The 14,772-nt window shown below is 67.8% G+C and carries 16 protein-coding genes and 1 pseudogene; 9 read left to right on the top strand and 8 right to left on the bottom strand.

What is annotated here, in order from left to right; all coding sequences use genetic code 11:
• Positions 1–11: 11 nt before the first annotated feature.
• Positions 12–137, bottom strand: coding sequence for a hypothetical protein (locus tag A5787_RS27550; protein ID WP_108637325.1), 126 nt, complete (start codon positions 135–137; stop codon positions 12–14).
• 161 nt (positions 138–298) lie between these two features.
• Here A5787_RS27550 and A5787_RS25545 point away from each other — a divergent pair, with 161 nt between their 5' ends.
• Entirely contained in the window at positions 299–922 is a 624-nt protein-coding gene (locus A5787_RS25545; protein WP_066972314.1) for a TetR/AcrR family transcriptional regulator, read from the top strand.
• Between the two features lie 12 nt (positions 923–934).
• Here the strand turns inward: A5787_RS25545 and A5787_RS25540 are convergent, their stop codons facing one another.
• Both A5787_RS25540 and A5787_RS25535 read right to left on the bottom strand, forming a co-directional pair.
• Positions 935–2,401, bottom strand: a complete 1,467-nt coding sequence (locus A5787_RS25540; RefSeq protein WP_066972464.1) for a PE-PPE domain-containing protein — start codon at positions 2,399–2,401, stop codon at positions 935–937.
• A gap of 133 nt (positions 2,402–2,534) precedes the next feature.
• Positions 2,535–3,434 (bottom strand): alpha/beta hydrolase, encoded by a 900-nt coding sequence (locus tag A5787_RS25535; RefSeq protein WP_066972311.1) that lies wholly within the window; start codon positions 3,432–3,434, stop codon positions 2,535–2,537.
• 104 nt (positions 3,435–3,538) lie between these two features.
• On the opposite strand from A5787_RS25535, the gene A5787_RS25530 reads away from it, so the two are divergent.
• The 4 genes and pseudogenes from A5787_RS25530 to A5787_RS25515 all read left to right on the top strand — a co-directional run bounded on the left by A5787_RS25530 (position 3,539) and on the right by A5787_RS25515 (position 7,298).
• Positions 3,539–4,639 carry a diacylglycerol kinase gene (locus tag A5787_RS25530; RefSeq protein ID WP_066972308.1) on the top strand — a complete coding sequence of 367 codons (1,101 nt, stop codon included), beginning with the start codon at positions 3,539–3,541 and terminating at the stop codon, positions 4,637–4,639.
• 17 nt (positions 4,640–4,656) lie between these two features.
• Positions 4,657–5,397 carry a glucose 1-dehydrogenase gene (locus tag A5787_RS25525; RefSeq protein WP_066972305.1) on the top strand — a complete coding sequence of 247 codons (741 nt, stop codon included), beginning with the start codon at positions 4,657–4,659 and terminating at the stop codon, positions 5,395–5,397.
• Between the two features lie 106 nt (positions 5,398–5,503).
• A pseudogene (locus A5787_RS25520) lies at positions 5,504–5,821 on the top strand (WhiB family transcriptional regulator); the annotation flags it as partial.
• A 127-nt stretch (positions 5,822–5,948) separates the two neighbouring features.
• Entirely contained in the window at positions 5,949–7,298 is a 1,350-nt protein-coding gene (locus A5787_RS25515; RefSeq protein ID WP_066972302.1) for an FAD-binding oxidoreductase, read from the top strand.
• An 82-nt stretch (positions 7,299–7,380) separates the two neighbouring features.
• On the opposite strand, the gene A5787_RS25510 is transcribed toward A5787_RS25515, so the two are convergent.
• The 4 genes from A5787_RS25510 to A5787_RS25495 are packed head-to-tail and all read right to left on the bottom strand — an operon-like array spanning position 7,381 to position 10,175.
• Complete coding sequence (locus A5787_RS25510; RefSeq protein WP_066972298.1) at positions 7,381–7,920, bottom strand: TetR/AcrR family transcriptional regulator; 540 nt, start codon at positions 7,918–7,920, stop codon at positions 7,381–7,383.
• Positions 7,921–7,951: 31 nt separating this feature from the next.
• Positions 7,952–8,785 (bottom strand): thioesterase family protein, encoded by an 834-nt coding sequence (locus tag A5787_RS25505; protein ID WP_066972295.1) that lies wholly within the window; start codon positions 8,783–8,785, stop codon positions 7,952–7,954.
• A 19-nt stretch (positions 8,786–8,804) separates the two neighbouring features.
• Positions 8,805–9,632 carry an SMP-30/gluconolactonase/LRE family protein gene (locus A5787_RS25500; protein ID WP_066972292.1) on the bottom strand — a complete coding sequence of 276 codons (828 nt, stop codon included), beginning with the start codon at positions 9,630–9,632 and terminating at the stop codon, positions 8,805–8,807.
• Positions 9,633–9,683: 51 nt separating this feature from the next.
• Positions 9,684–10,175 carry an SRPBCC family protein gene (locus tag A5787_RS25495; RefSeq protein ID WP_066972289.1) on the bottom strand — a complete coding sequence of 164 codons (492 nt, stop codon included), beginning with the start codon at positions 10,173–10,175 and terminating at the stop codon, positions 9,684–9,686.
• A gap of 97 nt (positions 10,176–10,272) precedes the next feature.
• On the opposite strand from A5787_RS25495, the gene A5787_RS25490 reads away from it, so the two are divergent.
• The 3 genes from A5787_RS25490 to A5787_RS25480 are packed head-to-tail and all read left to right on the top strand — an operon-like array spanning position 10,273 to position 13,245.
• Positions 10,273–11,163, top strand: coding sequence for an acyl-CoA thioesterase II (locus tag A5787_RS25490; protein ID WP_066972286.1), 891 nt, complete (start codon positions 10,273–10,275; stop codon positions 11,161–11,163).
• 15 nt (positions 11,164–11,178) lie between these two features.
• Positions 11,179–12,093 (top strand): LLM class F420-dependent oxidoreductase, encoded by a 915-nt coding sequence (locus A5787_RS25485; RefSeq protein ID WP_066972283.1) that lies wholly within the window; start codon positions 11,179–11,181, stop codon positions 12,091–12,093.
• Positions 12,094–13,245: an acyl-CoA dehydrogenase family protein gene (locus tag A5787_RS25480; protein WP_066972280.1), complete on the top strand. Its 1,152-nt coding sequence runs from the start codon at positions 12,094–12,096 to the stop codon at positions 13,243–13,245. It begins immediately after the preceding gene.
• A 70-nt stretch (positions 13,246–13,315) separates the two neighbouring features.
• On the opposite strand, the gene A5787_RS25475 is transcribed toward A5787_RS25480, so the two are convergent.
• The gene (locus A5787_RS25475) at positions 13,316–13,993 is read right to left on the bottom strand and encodes a DUF427 domain-containing protein (protein ID WP_066972277.1); all 678 of its coding nucleotides are present in this window, start codon (positions 13,991–13,993) and stop codon (positions 13,316–13,318) included.
• A 242-nt stretch (positions 13,994–14,235) separates the two neighbouring features.
• On the opposite strand from A5787_RS25475, the gene A5787_RS25470 reads away from it, so the two are divergent.
• Positions 14,236–14,772: PE family protein (locus A5787_RS25470; protein ID WP_156764137.1), on the top strand; the 537-nt coding region annotated here is incomplete at its 3' end.

Raw genomic sequence — 14,772 nt, 5'->3', positions numbered from 1 at the left:
GCGACGGGCGGTTAGACGGGCGGGTAGGCCGGCGGCGGGTACCCGTTGCCGTCGACCACGCCGCGCAGACCCCACGGCACGTACTTGAAGAAGAACTCGATCTCGTCGCTCATGTCATAGTCCGGACTCGGATCCATGTCCCCACCTCTCGACTTGCGACCAGTTCGACACACCATCGTAGTCGCCCAGGCGCCGGTGCGACAGACGGCCGTGGCCTTAAACTGTCCAACCAGTTGATTGATACTTTGCTTTATCCGGGCCCGACCGCGGCCCACGGCAGCGACGATAGAGAGTACGAATGCCATCCGAGAACGGGCTGACCCGCCGCGAGGAGTTGCTGGCTGTCGCCACCAAGCTGTTCGCGGCCCGCGGTTATCACGGCACCCGGATGGACGACGTCGCCGATGTGATCGGGCTGAACAAGGCGACCGTCTACCACTACTACGCCAGCAAGTCGCTGATCCTGTTCGACATCTACCGCCAGGCGGCCGAGGGCACGCTGGCTGCCGTGCACGACGATCCGTCGTGGACGGCCCGCGAGGCGCTCTACCAGTACACCGTCCGCCTGCTCACCGGGATCGCGGCCAATCCGGAGCGGGCCGCCGTCTACTTCCAGGAGCAGCCCTACATCACCGAATGGTTCACCAGCGAGCAGGTTGCCGAGGTCCGCGAGAAGGAGGCCCAGGTCTACGAGCACGTGCACGGGCTCATCGACCGCGGCATCGCCAGCGGGGAGTTCTTCGAGTGCGACTCGCATGTGGTGGCCCTGGGCTACATCGGGATGACCCTGGGCAGCTACCGATGGCTGCGGCCCAGCGGGCGGCGCAGCGCCAAGGAGATCGCGGCCGAGTTCAGTACCGCGCTGCTGCGGGGACTGATCCGCGACGAGTCGGTCCGCAACAGTTGTCCGCTCGGACCGTAGTCGGAGCAAGCGTCAGGGGAAGTTGGGCGGCGGAATGAGGTGCAGCACGTTCCCGGCCGCGCCGCTGAGCACCGACAGCAGTGTCGTGCTCGACTGGCCGAGCGAGATATTCAGGCCGGGATTGATCGACGGAACCCACGGGTAAGTGTTCGGGAAGTACGACGGGGACAGCAGCCCCGACTCGACCCCGATTTCGACCGCGGCGCCGTAGGGACCCTGCACCGCGCCCAGGGCGAGGTCGGGGATGACCGTGAAGGGATTCGGTATGTCCAGCAGTCCGGCCGGGGTCGGAATGTTCGCGTAGTTGGCGCCGGCTCCGTAGTCCGCGTAGCCGAGGTCGACGAGCACCCGCAGATCCGGCTGGAAGATGTCGGCGATCGGCGGGCCGGCGTAGGGGATGGCGCGGATCGGCTCCAGCAACGGCAGGTTCTGCGTCATGAACATGTAGTAGTCGGTATTTCCGCCGTTCGTCGGCAACGGAACGGCGGTGCCCACCTGAGTGGCCGTCAAGAGGGGGTACTGGCCGTGGACGAAGAAATAGCCCATGAACGCATTCAGGTCTGAGACGAGATTCAGCGGGTATTGCGGGGCGTCGGCGATGCCGTCGTATTGGTATGTGTAAACGCTGGTATGCCATGGAGATTGCGGCGTTGCGCCGTTGAAAGCCACATCCAGGAAGGGGATGTAGAAACCGGGGAAGCGCTCGAGGAGGCCGCCGACCGGGTTGTTGGGATCGCCGATCAGCACGAAAGACAACTGGTTGGCAGGGATGGTTGAGCCGGCCGCCAAAAGCGCATTGATCTCGTTGGTGGCGATGGTGGCGCTTTGCGAGTAGCCGAAAACCACGGCGCTGTTGCCCTGCGTGATTACCCCGGTGGGTCCCAGGAGCGCGTTGTTCAGCAACGTGACGCCCTTGGCCACGGACTGGCCGAACGTCATGCTGCCGAGTTGTGGGGTCACCGGCCAGAACTGCTCGGGGGTGAAAAGGCCCTGCGGTATTGCGGAGGAGAAAAGGGGATTCGGCTTGATGAATGCGTTGAAGACGCTTGTTACATATTTGGGGTCGGGGCCCGGGTTGTTGGTGCCGCCCATGATCAACGCATACAGCGGGTCCCCGGCGGCCAACTGCACCACCGACACAGAGCTGGTGCCCGTGGACGCACCGCCGGTTATAGCCGTTTGCCCCAGCAGCGCCGCGCCGGCGGCCTCGGCTTGCGCATACGTGCTCGCCGCGGCCGCCAGGGCCTGGGTGAATTCGGTATGGAACGTGGCGGCTTGCGATAGGACCGCTTGGTATTGCTGGCCGTAGGCGCCGAAGAGATTCGCGATGGCCGCCGAGACTTCGTCCTCGGCCGCCGCCAGCAAACCGGTGGTCTGTCCCGCTGCGCCGGCGCTTGCGGCGTTGATCGCCGACCCGATGTTTTGCACGTCGGCGGCCGTCGAGGCCAGCGTCTCAGGGGTGCTGATTAACTGCGACATCTCCCCGTCCTTCCCCACAGGCCGGGACCCCGCCCTGTCACACGGACTTACCCGCGACCGTGGGTATTAGGTACTGACCGAGACTAGAGCCGTCCCGCGAGGAAATCTGGCGTTTGGCGCAAGTTTGCCCGCGCTACATTTGCGCGTTCTTCAAATGCCTGTCGAGGAACGCGAGCTGATCGCCCACCACGCGCTCGAACGCGTCGTCGACATAGATCTCGAAGTGGCCCTCGGGGTACATCCTGACCTCGCCGCGCGGAGCCTTGGCCGCATAGCGCAGGGTGGGGACCGGGGGAGCCACGGAGTCGGCTTCGCAGACGCAGAACAGGATCGGGCAGCCGATCTTCGCGGCGGCCCGACCCGGCCGGTAGGTGATGACCTTCAACGCGAACCGCGCGGCGACCTCGTTCGGCACCGACTGGCCCTCGGGGACCAGCCGCAGGTAGCCGGGGTACACGTCGGGGGCGTTCATCAGCGCGACCTCACCCGGCTTGCCCGCCGCGGCCACCAGCACCGGCGGTCGGCCGAACCGGGCCGCGATGAGGTCGCGCGCCGCCAGGGCACCGATCCGCGCGAAGATCACCGGGTTCAGCGTGCGGGCGGACGCGACACCGTCGGTGAACGGGCACTGGGCCACGACGGCCTTGATGCCCGGCAGCCGCGCCGCCGTCGCAATCACGTGGCCGCCGCCAAACGAGGTGCCCCACAAGCCGATTCGATCGTGATTGATGCCCTCCAGGGTGCGCCCGTACGCGACCGCCGCCGCCCAGTCCGCGAGCTGCATCTTGATGTCGAGCAATTGGCGCGGCCGGCCCCCGCTGTCGCCGAAGTTGCGGTAGTCGAACACCAGGCACGCGTAGCCGGCGGCGCTGAATCGTTCGGCATAGGCGTCCAGCCGCATGGTGCGCACCGCGCCCAGGCCGTGCGCCATCACCAGCAGCGGCGCCGGATCACTGCTCACGGGCCGGTAGAGCCATGCGCTGATCCGGTCGTCGCCGGATGCGAATTGGACGTCCTCGCGTTGTGGGTCCACAGCGTTCCAATTCTGCCCTGTGCGATGTCGGGTCCGGTAGGCGCCTGAGAAGTAGTGGACTACTGTCTAGAAACGTTTCGAGCGTTCGAGGGACGGAGACTCTGATGGCCATCCGCGTCGCGCACGTCGGCACCGGAAATGTCGGGGGGCTGGCCCTCGCCGAACTGATCACCAACCCGCAGTTCGAGCTGACGGGCGTCTGCGTCTCCACGCCGGAGAAGGTCGGCAAGGACGCCGGGGAGCTATGCGGCGTCGGCCTGGGCGCCGCGACCGTCGCGGGCGTCCGCGCCGTTTCCGACCTCGACGCCATTCTCGCCACCGAGCCGGAGTGCGTCGTCTACTGCGCGATGGGCGACACCCGCCTGCCCGACGCGATGGCCGACGTGATGCGCATCCTGGCCGCCGGGATCAACGTCGTCGGGTCGGCGCCGGGCCTGCTGCAATACCCGTGGGGTGTGATGCCCGACAAGTACATCGCTCGGGTCGAAGACGCCGCGCGGCAAGGAAATTCGAGCGTCTTCATCACCGGCGTCGATCCCGGGTTCATCAACGACCTGATCCCGTTCGCGCTGGCGGGCACCTGCCAGAGGATCGAGCAGGTGCGCTGTATGGAGATCGCCGACTACGCCACGTACGACGGCGCCGAGGTCATGTACTACATGGGGTTCGGCAGGCCCCTCGACGAGGTGCCGATGCTGCTGCAGCCGGGGGTGCTCAGCATCGCCTGGGGCACGGCGATCCGTCAGCTGGCCGCCGGCCTCGGCATCGAGATCGACGAGATCACCGACTCGTGCCAGCGCGAACCGGCGCCCGAGGACTTCGAGATCGCGGTCGGGCCCGTGGCCAAGGGCACCATGGCCGCGCTGCAGTTCGAGATCCGCGGCATGTCCGGCGGCCGCCCGGCCATCGTCGTCGAGCACATCACCCGGTTGCGCCCCGACCTTAGGCCCGACTGGCCGCAGCCGGCTTCCGGCGGCGGCTCCTATCGCGTCGAGATCACCGGGGAACCGTCCTACGCCGTCGACATCGTCCCGAGCAGCCGCAAGGGCGACCACAACCACGCCGCGATCGTCGGCGCGGCCGGGCGCATCGTCAACGCCATCCCCTCGGTGATCGCGGCGGCGCCCGGCATCCGCACCACGCTCGACCTTCCGCTGGTCACCGGCAAAGGTCTGTACGCACCGAACAACCTGGTAGTTACGTAACCGAAAGGAGCCCCTCAGTGGGACGGGTAGACGGCAAAGTGGCGCTCATCAGCGGTGGCGCCCGGGGGATGGGCGCCTCGCACGCCCGGATGCTCGTGGAAGAGGGCGCCAAGGTGGTGATCGGCGACATCCTCGACGACGAGGGAAAGGCGCTGGCCGACGAGCTCGGCGAGGCCGCGCGCTACGTCCACCTCGACGTCACCCAGCCCGACCAGTGGGACGCCGCGGTCGCGACGGCGACCGGCGAATTCGGCAAGCTCAATGTGTTGGTCAACAACGCCGGCATCGTGGCGCTGGGGCAGCTGAGGAATTTCGATCTGGGCAAGTGGCAGAAGGTGATTGACGTCAACCTGACCGGCACCTTCCTGGGCATGCGGGTGGCCGTCGATCCCATGACCGAGGCCGGGGGCGGCTCGATCATCAACGTGTCGTCGATCGAGGGGCTGCGCGGCGCGCCCGCGGTGCACCCGTATGTCGCGTCGAAATGGGCGGTGCGCGGCCTGGCCAAGTCGGCGGCGCTGGAACTGGCGCCGTTCAACATCCGGGTCAACTCGATACACCCCGGTTTCATCCGCACCCCGATGACCGCGAAGCTGCCCGAGGACATGGTCACCGTCCCGCTGGGCCGCCCGGGTGAGGCGCGCGAAGTGTCGACGTTCGTGCTTTTCCTCGCCAGCGACGAGTCGTCCTACACGACGGGCAGCGAGTTCGTCATGGACGGCGGACTGGTCACCGACGTGCCGCACAAGGCGTTCTGAACCTTCCCCGGCCCCTCCCGTATTCGACGCGTGTTTAAGTCGCGCTATCGCGGGGAATAACGCATTGACCTGCGGGGGGGCTCGGGCCGGAAGAAGGGATCAGCTCATGTCAGTGTCAACCCTCGCCGGTCGAAGACCGTACGGTACGGGCGTCCATGGAGTGGTCCGCAGCGCGGACGAGGACGACCCCGCTCGCTGGGTATCGAGAGCCTTGTGCACCGCCACCGATGGCGACGGCCTCTTCGTCGCGGGTGCCGCCCAGCGCAAGGCCGCGGCGTTCTGCCGGCACTGCCCGGTCATGCGGGAGTGCGCGGCAGAAGCGTTGGACAACAATGTCGAATTCGGGGTGTGGGGTGGCATGACGGAGCGCCAGCGGCGAGCCCTACTCCAGCGGCACCCCGAGGTGGCGTCGTGGTCGAACTTCCTGCGCACGGTGGAGTCGGCTGAATTGCGCCGAATGCTGCGGATCGGGGGGCGTCCGGCCGTGGCATCCGGTGCGGAAGACATGTCGCTCTTTTGGCTCTAGTCCGGGCGGTGCTATAACCGCGAGCATGCCCGGCAGCCTTGGGGACCTGAAAGGGATCGTCGGTCCCAACCACGTCATCACCGATGCCGACGTGCTGGCCGGCCGCAGCGTCGACCACACCGGCCGCTATCGTGGGCGGGCCGGCGCGCTGGTGCGGCCGGGCTCCGCCGAGGAGGTCGCCGCGGTGCTGCGGGTGTGCCGCGACGCCGGGGCGCACGTGACGGTGCAGGGCGGCCGCACCTCGCTGGTGGCCGGCACCGTCCCCGAGCACGACGACGTGCTGCTGTCCACCGAACGGCTATGCGCAGTCGGGGACGTCGACACCGTGGAGCGCCGCGTCGAGGCCGGCGCCGGCACCGCGCTGGCAGCCGTCCAAAGTGCCGCCACCGCAGCGGGTTTGGTGTTCGGCGTGGACCTGGCCGCCCGCGACACGGCGACCGTCGGCGGCATGGCCTCGACGAACGCCGGCGGCCTGCGGACGGTCCGCTACGGCAACATGGGCGAGCAAGTCGTCGGCCTGCAGGTGGCGCTGCCCGACGGTTCGCTGATGCGCCGCCACAGCCGGGTGCGCAGCGACAACACCGGCTACGACCTGCCGGCGCTGTTCGTGGGCGCCGAGGGCACCCTCGGCGTGATCACCGCGCTGGACCTGCGGTTGCACCCCACGCCGACACATCGGGTGACGGCGGTCTGTGGGTTCGCCGACCTCGAGGCGCTGGTGGCGGCCGGCCGCTCCTTCCGGGACGTCGACGGCATCGCGGCGCTGGAGCTGATCGACGGCCGGGCCGCGGCGCTGACCGCCGAACACCTGGGGGTCGGCGCGCCGGTCGCCGGCGCCTGGCTGCTGCTGGTGGAGCTGGCCGCCGACCACGACCAAACCGATCGCCTCGCCGAGCTGCTGGACGGCGTGCGGCTGTGCGGCGAACCCGCCGTCGGCGTGGACGTCGCTGCGCAGCAACGATTGTGGCGCGTCAGGGAAGCCCTCGCCGACGTGCTCGGTGTGTACGGGCCGCCGCTGAAGTTTGATGTGTCGTTGCCGTTGTCGTCGGTAGATGAATTCGCAACGCGGGCGGCCGATTTGATCGGCGCGCATGCTCCCGAGGCGTTGCCCGTGCTGTTCGGCCACATCGGCGAGGGCAACCTGCACCTCAACGTGCTGCGCTGCCCGGCCGAGCGGGAGCGGGATCTGTACGAGCCGATGATGGACCTCATCGCGCGGTGCGGGGGCAACGTCAGCTCCGAGCATGGCGTCGGCAGTCGCAAGCGCCCGTACCTGGGCATGTCGCGGGAGCCCGCCGACATCGCCGCGATGCGGGCGGTCAAGGCGGCCTTGGACCCGACCGGCTATCTCAACGCCGCGGTGCTGTTCGACTGAACCGTCATGCCGCGAGGGCGCGCAGTTGTACGCGCGATACGGCGTGTCGCCGTACAAACACGCGCGCTCGCGGAGGATGGGGCTAGCTGGAGCCCTTGATCCCGACCGCGTGACGCAATTGCTCCAGGAATTGATCGGCATCGTCGCTTCGGACGATGTAGTGCGAGATCGCAATCCTGATGACGGTCGCAGCCTTCACCGCGGCGTTGGGTCCGGAGAGGTGCCGTTGCAGGCCGGCGCGCATCTCGGGGATGACGCGGCCGAACTGGGCGACGGTGTGCTCGGGCTCGACGTCGACCATGCGCACGCCCGAGTACGAATGCTGGAACTCGACGATGAATCGCAGCACGGCGTCGAGCTTGTCGACTCCCTTCAGTCCGGCGGTGGCCCTGACCAAGCCGCTCTCGAAGGCCTGCCGTTCGTATTGCGAAAACGCCGACAGCAGTTCCTCTTTGGACGCGAACCAACGGTAGAGCGTGGGGCGCGACACCCCCGCCTGGGCGGCCACTTCGGACAGGCTGAGCTTGGTCTGGCCGTTGCGGCCGAGTACTTCGGCGGTGGCGTCGAGGATGCGCTGGCGCGTCGAGGTGTCGACCTCTGCCGCTTGGGCCGGTTGGCTCATAACAGAAACTTTACGAAGTATCGCCAAGGTGTCACGGTTTTTTCGTTTCCCGGCCGGGTCGCGCCCGAACCAGCACGGACTGCTGGATCGCGCCGACGGCGCCGCGCTCGTCGAACAGGGTGCCGATCGTCGTCCCGATGCCGTCCGGCCCGTAGCTGGTCTCCGCGCGAATGCCGATCCAGTCGCCGTCGGGGATCCGGAACACGTGCACGGCGAGATCGGTGTTGAGAAACGTCCACTTGGTGATGTCCAGCTTGCTGCCGATGCCGTTGGCGCAGTCGGCCACCGCGAAGAGCCTCTCCAGCGGCGTCATGGTCTCGCCTTTGACGAGGTCCACGGTCGGGTTGATCCAGGATTCGCCCGGGCCCTCACTCAGCGGTTCGGTCAGCCAGAGCCACTCGAGGCTGTGCACGTAGTTGCGGTCCCACTCCCTCGCCTTGAGGTTGCGGTTGCGGGCCTCGGTCCGCGGTCGCGGCAGCGGGGCCGCGGCGTGCGCAATCGCCCGCGTGTCCTGCTGCTGCAGGCGCCATCCGCTGGCGCGGGCCACGGGGCGCGGTTCGCCGTCGGGTCCCGGGGCGAGCATCTCGGCGCTGACCAATTCGATCTGCTTGCCGCCGCGTTGCACTTGCGAGCACACCCACAGGTCACCCTCGGCCGGCACCCCGCCCAGCAGGTCGATCACGACCCGGGACAGCCGGGTGTCGTCGCGCTGGTCGCACCGTTCCAGCGCCCGGACCAGCAGCGCCGACACCGGCCCGCCGTGCTGGATCGCCGCCGACCAGGTGCCGCGCGCCAGGTCGGTGGCCCCGAACTTTTCGCCCAGCGGGTCGGTGTCGTCGATCAGCTCGTAATAGGAATCCGTCACTCGTGCACCTCTCGGGGTGTCAGGTTAGGCCCGCGCCGGGCGTCTGTACCGTCACGGCGTCCAGCCGGGACAGCTTGGTGCCGATCAGGCGCCGGGGATAGGCGTCGGTGCTGGACAGCAAGAACAGCGTGCGGCCCGAGGGGCCGCCGAGGGCGCACGCGATGGCCACCCGCTCGCCCATGTCGATGCGGTCGGTCACCACGCCGCCTTGGGTGATCCGCTCGAACTGGTGGGCCAGCGTCATCGACGTCCACACCCCGCCCTCGGCGTCGAGTGCGATCCCGTCGGGCGGCCCGTCGAGGCCGTCGGCGAAGACCCGGCGGTCGCCGAGCCCGCCGGTCGCGTCGATGGTGAACGCGGTCAGCCGGCGGGCGGTCGACTCGGCGACGACCAACGTCTTTCGGTCGGGGGTGATCACCATGCCGTTGGGAAAGTCCAGGTTCTCGGCGACAATAGTGGCACTGGTGGGTCCGTCGTCGGGATCGAGGCGGATGATCGCGCCGCCGGAGAACGCCTGACATCCGATGTAGGCGCGCCCGACGTCGTCGACGACCATGTCACCCAGATTTGCCGGTGTCAGATACGCGAGATCAGCTATGGGGACGACGGTTTCGCCGTCGTAGCGCAGCACCTGCCGGTCTTCGGTCGAGGCGATCAGCAGTGAACCGTCGGGACGGAACCCCAGGCCGGACGGCGAGCGCCCGGGCAGAGGCAACGTGGTGAGCGAGCCGCGGATGTCGGCGGTGTGGACGGCCTCGCCGAGCATGTCGGAGAACCACAGCAGTCCCTCGAACCAGCGTGGGCCCTCACCGAAGCAGAAGCCGTTGGCCAGGGGCTCCGGGATCATCCGGCCGGGCCCTTCGACAAACCTTCTGCCTTACAAAACATCGCAGAAGTGTCATGCAGGACGTGCGCCGGTGTCAATCTCGCCCAGTTCGCGCGCCACGGCCTCGTGATAGGCGTCGATGCGCGCCGGGTTGGCCTGCTGGAACAGTTGGTCGGGCAACGGGGCGTGCTTGTGGGCCTCGATCGTCATGGTCCGGGAGAACAGGGTGATGTCCCGGCCCGGCCTGGTGAACCGGTAGGTGACGGTGATCCGGCCCTCGAGCCCGCCCTTCCCGTCGCGGTCGTGGCCGAGGCGGCCGACCGAATTGAACACGAACAGCGAGGGCCGGTCGGCGATGGCCAGGTGCCAGCTGAAGATCCGCTCGCCGTCCGGACCCGCCTCCTCCCAGGTGTCACCGACATTCAGCGGAAGCTCCGGCAACTTGTCGATGTGCGCGCTGCCGGGGTAGGTCTTCGTCCAATTCGCCGGATCGGTCACAAAGTCGTACACCGCCTCGGCGGGATGGCCGAAGGCGGTCTCCGAGGTGCTCGTCACGATGCCCAATTGCGTTGCCTCCCTGTGTCTGTTAGCCAAGCTTTACAAATCCTACTCAAAGTGTCACGCTGAGCCGTGAGCTGCCAGCGCGAGAAATGGAGCCGACTTGACTAAAGCTTCCGAGGAATCAGAGCAGACCGAATGGACGGTGCAGGGCCTGCTGGATCTCTTCGACGTGCAGGCCGACGGGCAAGATCGGTTCACCGGTGACACCGGTATCGCCGTCGGCGACGAACGGCAGGTGGTGGAGGGCACCCAGGTGCTCGCCCAGGCGATCGTCGCGGTGGCCAAACGATTCCCCGACAAGTCCGTGCGCTCGGCGCACGCGGTGTTTTCCCGCGCGGTCACCGTTGGGGCGCCAATCGAATTGGTGCTCGACGTGGTGGCCGAGGGCCGGTCGACCGCGACCGCGGTGGTCGCCGTGCAGCAGAACGGTCGGCGCTGCCTGAGCATCACCGTGCTGGCCGACGTGCCGACCGACGACGTCATTCGCCACCACCTGCCGCGCCCCGACGTGGCCGGGCCCGCGGATGCCCACCACTCGCCGATGCCGATGGTCGGACGTGAACTGCGCCTCGTCGACGTCGTCGACGTGAACAGCCCCGAGGAGGTCGGGCCGCCGGAGCTCTACGCGTGGCTGCGCTACGAACCCATCCCCGGCCGGGACGATCTGGCCAAGGCGCTGCTGGCGTACTTCACCGGCCACCTGGGGATTTCCACCACGATGCGCGCGCATCCGGGCATCGGCACCGCCCAGGCGCACCTGACCGTGTCCACCGCACCGATGAGCATCTCCGTCGCGTTCCATGAGCCGGTGCGCTGGGCGGGTTGGCTGCTCTATACCCACGAGAGCACCCAGGTCGGCGCGGGAATGTCGTACGTGCGCGGCACCGTGCACTCCGAGGACGGCGAGCTGCTGTGCTCGTTTGCCCAGGAGGCGCTGATCCGTCCGCTGCGCACCAGCGACACCGCTATCGATTCCCGCGCGCGGTTCTAGCGTCTGGTCGCCCTCATGCGCTTCACCATCACCCACCCGATGCACAGCCATCCGTACAACCCGGAGCTGGTGAGCGGGCAGGGCATCGCCACGGTCGCGGCGGCCACCGAGGCGGCCGGGATTCACGGGTTCGGCTTCACCGACCACCCGGCGCCGTCGCAGCGATGGCTGGAGGCCGGCGGGCACGACGCGCTGGATCCTTTTGTCGCGCTGGGCTATGCGGGCCCCAGGACGACGACGCTGCGGTTGATCCCCAACATCGTGGTGCTGCCGTATCGAAACCCGTTCGTGGTGGCCAAGTCCGGGGCCTCGCTGGACCTGCTTTCGGGCGGCCGCTTCACGCTCGCCGTCGGCGTGGGTTACCTCAAGCGTGAATTCGCGGCGCTGGGCGTGAACTACGACGAGCGCGCCGAGCTGTTCGACGAAGCGCTGCAGGTGATCCGGGCGATCTGGACGGGTGACGACATCACCTTCGAGGGAAAGCATTTCACCGCCCGGGGCATCACCGCGCACCCGCGGCCGGCCAGCTGCCCGCCGATCTGGATCGGCGGCAACACCACGGCCGCGCGCCAGCGCGTCGCGCAGTACGGCGACGGCTGGTGCCCGTTTCCCGCTCCGCCGCAGCTGGCCCAGACCGCGGGCACCGCGGTGATCGACTCCGTGCAGCGCCTCACCGAGGGCATCGACGATCTGCGACGGCGCTGCGACGCGGCGGGCCGCGATTGGTCCGCGATCGACGTCACCTTCACCAACTTCGAAGGCGGCAGCCCCGCGTCCGACGATTTCAACGCCGCAGCATACCTCGATGGATTGGAAAAGCTTGCGGCAGTGGGCGTGACGTGGGTGAGCGTCGGGCTGCCCGGCGACAGCGTGGCCCATGCGCTCGACACCCTCGACCGGTTCCGCACCCTAGTCATCGATGCGATGTAAATGGACTTCTCGCACGTCGAACTCTCCGCGCAGGACCAGGAATTTCTTGAGGAGACCCGGGCCTTCATCGCCAAGCACGTCACCGACGAGGTGCTCGCCCGGCAGCTCGAATTCGGCGAAAACTTCGACGAGCAAGTGCATTTGGCGCTCGGCGAGGCCGGGTATCTGGCCTCGGATTGGCAGGCGGAGGCCGACGGTGGGTTCAGCGCGGTTCGCCGGCGCATCTTCCAGCTCGAGATCGCCCGGGCCCACACGCCGTGGTACCACTGGGGCACCACGTCCGTCGTCGCGCGGCTGGTCCAGCAATTCGGCGCGCCGGAGCTGGCCGGCAAAGTCGTGCCCGGCGTGCTGTCCGGCGAGATCCGGCTGTGCCTGGGGTACACCGAGCCGGAGGGCGGCTCCGACGTCGCCACCTGCAAGACCCGTGCGGTGCGGGACGGTGACGCGTGGATCATTAATGGCTCCAAGATGTTCACCTCGAACGCGCAGAACGCCCGGTACGTCTTCCTGCTCACCAACACCGACCCGCAGGGCCCGAAACACAAGAACCTGACCATGTTTCTGGTCCCCCTGGATTCGCCGGGCATCGAGATCCAGGGCATCCGCACGCTGGACGGCGACCGCACCAACATCGTCTACTACAGCGACGTGCGCGTCGACGACCTCCACCGCATCGGCGAGGTGAACGGCGGTTGGACGGTGATGCGCGCGGCGCTGGACTCCGAGCACGGCATGGTGGACCCGGAAGACCATGGCCTGCAATACGTTGCGGCGATGGCGGGCCACGGCGACCTCATGGCCGAGGTGGTCGACACGGTCGCGGCAATCGTCTCGGAGGTGGACGACGAATCGGTGAAATATCGGCTCGGGCGCGCCGTCGCGCGGATGGAGGCGGCGCTGTCCAGTCCCGGGATGTTCGGGCGTGTGGCGATCGCGCAGACGATGCGCGACATCACGCCGGACCTGATGGACATCCTGGGCGCGGCGTCGGCGCTGCCCACCGACGCCCAGGGCGCCGCGAGCGACGGTGCGGCAGAACACCTTTACCGTCTTTCGTTACCGCTCGGGATCTACGGCGGGACCCTTGAGGTGTTCCGCAACATGATCGCGCAGCACGCCCTGGGGCTCGGCCGCCCTAGCTACGGCGGCTGACCTGACCGCGAAAGTGTGACTGCCGACGGCGGTACTCGGGAAATGTGTCGCCAGTTGCACTTTCGCGGAACTAGGCGGGCGGTAGTTGGGCCGTCACAGCCGCCCGGGCGGCGTCGAAGCTCAGAAACCCCTTGATGGGCAGACTCTCCGGGGGCGGGTCTTCATAACTCCACGCGACATCGTCGATGACCAGGTCGTCAAGCACGGCTGACCAATACGTTGCGAAGCCCTTGTAGTTGCAGTAGCTCGACGTCTCGGAACGCCGCAGCAGATCGGTGCGCACGTGTTTCGGGTCGACGTAAAGGCGGGGCTCGAGCGCGGTTTCGAACAGGATCAGCGTGTCGTCGGTATCCACCAGCGCGGTGCCGGCGACGCTGACGTGCAGGCTGCGCCTCGTCGATCGGCAGTCGACCCGGTGGTAGGGATTCGGCGGGTAATGGACGAGTTCGCGGCCCTCCTCCAGCCAGGTGTCGACGGCGTCCCAGGGCACGTGGACGAAGCCCGGGGCTTCGGGCTCCGGCGCGGCGGGTAAGCCGCCCACCTCGCCGGCTGGGAAGACGTAGCTGAGCGGGCAGCCCCGCCGGTGCACCAGCAGCGCCCGCTCGGTGTCGATCACCGCGCGGTTATCGACGAAAGCCTGGACGCGCCGCGGGTGCGGCTCGATGTAGACGACCTCGGAGGGTATCGCGGGCGAAAACCGCCCGGCCGGATCGCTGCTGAGCGGACCGCGTCCGGCTACCAGGCTCATGGGCTCCACCTTCCCAAGGGCCGCAACGGTTTCCGTTCGTTTAGCACTGACACGGATCGCTGCTCCGTCATTAGTTCTCTTCGCAATACAAGTGCTTCGCATAGTGTAACTAACAGCTATTTATTTAGCGGCGCACGCGTTTGGCGGAACGCTGAAATATCGGGTGGAAAGCCACGTATCTTCACATGCATCCGATATGTCTCCGATTTGTCGATGTGTCGACGGCCCGGTGGGAGGAAGCGATGTCATATCTGGCGGCGGCTCCGGAGTTCCTGGCCCGGGCGGCAACGGATCTGTCTACCATCGGCTCGGACCTGATTGCGGCGAATGCGGCTGCGACGCCCCCAATTACCGGCATGGTGCCTGCTGCCGGTGACGAGATATCGGCCGCCATCACGTCGTTGTTCGCCGGTCAGGCGCGGGCCTTTCAGTCGCTCAGCAGCCAGGCCGCGGCGTTTCATGCCGAGTTCGTGCGGGCACTAAGCAGCGCGGGCGCGGCGTATGCGGCGGCCGAGGCGGCCAACGTGCCGTCGTTGCAGACCGTGGAGCAAGACATCTTGGCGGCTATCAACACACCCACCAATTTGTTGTTCGGGCGCCCGCTGATCGGTGACGGCGCCAACGGGACGGCGGCCAACCCCAACGGTGCGCCCGGCGGGTTTTTGACCGGCAACGGCGGCAACGGCTTTTCGCAAACGGACAACCCCGGGGTCGCCGGCGGTGCCGGCGGGGCCGCCGGGCTGGTCGGCAACGGCGGCCTCGGCGGGGCGGGTGGCGCC

This window comes from Mycobacterium sp. 852002-50816_SCH5313054-b, assembly GCF_001667185.1.
Taxonomy (GTDB): Bacteria; Actinomycetota; Actinomycetes; order Mycobacteriales; family Mycobacteriaceae; genus Mycobacterium.
The sequence above is the reverse complement of the archived record's forward strand: the minus strand, read 5'-3'. Positions and strand labels throughout refer to the sequence as shown.

Excerpts from the sequence above, each read along its gene's own strand:
- A5787_RS27550 (WP_108637325.1), bottom strand. The coding sequence starts at position 137 with ATGGATCCGAGTCCGGACTATGACATGAGCGACGAGATCGAGTTCTTC.
- A5787_RS25545 (WP_066972314.1), top strand. The coding sequence starts at position 299 with ATGCCATCCGAGAACGGGCTGACCCGCCGCGAGGAGTTGCTGGCTGTC.
- A5787_RS25540 (WP_066972464.1), bottom strand. The coding sequence starts at position 2,401 with ATGTCGCAGTTAATCAGCACCCCTGAGACGCTGGCCTCGACGGCCGCC.
- A5787_RS25530 (WP_066972308.1), top strand. The coding sequence starts at position 3,539 with ATGGCCATCCGCGTCGCGCACGTCGGCACCGGAAATGTCGGGGGGCTG.
- A5787_RS25515 (WP_066972302.1), top strand. The coding sequence starts at position 5,949 with ATGCCCGGCAGCCTTGGGGACCTGAAAGGGATCGTCGGTCCCAACCAC.
- A5787_RS25510 (WP_066972298.1), bottom strand. The coding sequence starts at position 7,920 with ATGAGCCAACCGGCCCAAGCGGCAGAGGTCGACACCTCGACGCGCCAG.
- A5787_RS25500 (WP_066972292.1), bottom strand. The coding sequence starts at position 9,632 with ATGATCCCGGAGCCCCTGGCCAACGGCTTCTGCTTCGGTGAGGGCCCA.
- A5787_RS25485 (WP_066972283.1), top strand. The coding sequence starts at position 11,179 with ATGCGCTTCACCATCACCCACCCGATGCACAGCCATCCGTACAACCCG.
- A5787_RS25480 (WP_066972280.1), top strand. The coding sequence starts at position 12,094 with ATGGACTTCTCGCACGTCGAACTCTCCGCGCAGGACCAGGAATTTCTT.
- A5787_RS25475 (WP_066972277.1), bottom strand. The coding sequence starts at position 13,993 with ATGAGCCTGGTAGCCGGACGCGGTCCGCTCAGCAGCGATCCGGCCGGG.